This is a genomic window from Streptococcus mitis SK575 (assembly GCF_000257865.1).
Taxonomy (GTDB): domain Bacteria; phylum Bacillota; class Bacilli; order Lactobacillales; family Streptococcaceae; genus Streptococcus; species Streptococcus mitis_CQ.
Window position 1 is genome coordinate 1 of record NZ_AICU01000052.1, and the last position, 2,026, is coordinate 2,026.

Genomic DNA, 2,026 nt, shown 5'->3' on the forward strand with positions numbered 1-2,026 from the left:
AGCTATTACAGCTATTACAGCTATTACAGCTATTACAGCTATTACAGCTATTACAGCTATTACAGCTATTACAGCTATTACAGCTATTACAGCTAGATTATAACACTTTTAACATATTCAATCAAACAAAATAGTGTAAATATGGCTAATTTCACGAATTTTCAGTAATTTTCAAGAAAGCGCAATCAAGTTGTTTATAATAATTAAAAATAAATATCCATAACAATAGATATCCGACCCTTAATTTTAAGATATTCTTCAAATAACTACCATGAATATAAATTTATATTATTTTAAATCAAATTTATAAACTTACGTCTTAGAAACAAATAGATGATAGTTTTAATTAAAAATCCAATCATTGATTCCCTATGCTTATCATTTCAAAGTATATCCTTATACAACGATATTTCTTGAATAGACTATCACCAAATAGGGGACTTTGATTTCAAATGAGTATAGCGGATTGAAGTTGGAATAATCCAACACGACTCCTAATTCATTTTTAGAAATTGACCAATCGATTTGCGTACATTTTATTTCAATCCACTATATCTTAGTACGATTATTGATACCTACTTTTTCGAGAATACAAGAACAGCCTTGCACCTCTTGAAATGAGGAACAAGGCCGTTTTTTAATCTTTTGCCATTCATTGTCCACTTAACAATGAACAGTTCATATTTTGACTACATTTTTATTCTAGTCTTCTTTTTTCTTTCCAAATACAAACCCTATACCACTTAACATGCCAAGAATTCCTAGAGATGCAAGAGTCGCATTTGATTCTGTTCCTGTATTTGGTAATACATTTTGAGAATCTTTTGATTTAACTCCATTATCAATAGCATCTGTAGTATCTTCATGATTTACATTCGGAATAACTGAATCTGGAATTGAAGTTGTTAGTGCAGCTGTATCTTGACCAGAATTTCCATTAGCATCAGGTATTACTGGCACAACTGGAATTGGAGTTGGAGTTGTTAGCTCAGGTGTATCGTGACCAGAATTTCCATTAGTATCAGGTGTTACTGGAATTGTATTTGTGTTTGAACTTACTTTTCTGAAAATGTGGGTCATTACTGGTTCATTTTCAGAAATCACAGTTCGTACAAATTTATATCCTGGAATTGATCCATGTTCAGCATCCTTTTCATTACCTGTCTTAACGGATGGTTTCAATACATTTCCATCTTCATCAATCCAGCGAACCTCAATCATTAGCTCTGACAATTCAATTGAAGCCGGTAATACACCGTTTTCAAAAATTGTTACCTTAGGTGGAGTTGCTGGATTTGAATTTGTCCTTCCACTTACTTTTCTGAAAATGTGGGTAATGACTGGTTCATTTTCAGCTATCACAGTTCGTACAAATTCATATCCTGGAATTGATCTATGTTCAGCATCCTTTTCCTTGCCTGTCTTAACGGATGATTTTAATACATTTCCATCTTCATCAATCCAGCGAACCTCAATCATTAGCTCTGGCAATTTAATTGAAGCCGGTAATACACCATTTTCAAAAATTGTTACCTTAGCTGGATTTTCTACTGGAACTTCCACAGCTGGTTTACCTGGTTCAGTAATCTTACCTGTACCTGGAACTTTACCTTCTGGTAATTCACTGTTTGGTACTTTACCTTTACCGTCTTCACCGATTGTGACTGTGATTGGCTTGTCACCTTTACCTGGGATTTCTACCGTAGTTCCTGGTGGGTATGTTGAGCCATCTGGTTTCTTCGGTGTTACTGTAACGTCACCTATCTTAGGATCTTGTTCTAACTCTACTTTTGGTTCTTTCGTTTTCCCATAAGTTCGAACTGTTGTCAGAGTTACCTTACCTGTTTGTGGATCAACTTCATAGGTAGTGGTATCAATTACATCGAGACCTTCAGAATCTTTAGATTGTTCAACCTTAGTTTTCGCACCAACTTTAACGATTGTCTTACCTGCTGGGGTGATTACTGGATTACCAACGTGTTCTGTGATATGATCGTCGTTTGGATCTACATCGTAAGTGGTTGTA

General features: G+C 34.7%; 1 protein-coding gene. It reads right to left on the bottom strand.

The features are described from left to right. Window positions 1-702: 702 nt before the first annotated feature. On the bottom strand, window positions 703-2,026 hold a 1,324-nt coding region (locus tag HMPREF1048_RS06470), incomplete at its 5' end, for a MucBP domain-containing protein (protein WP_000319579.1).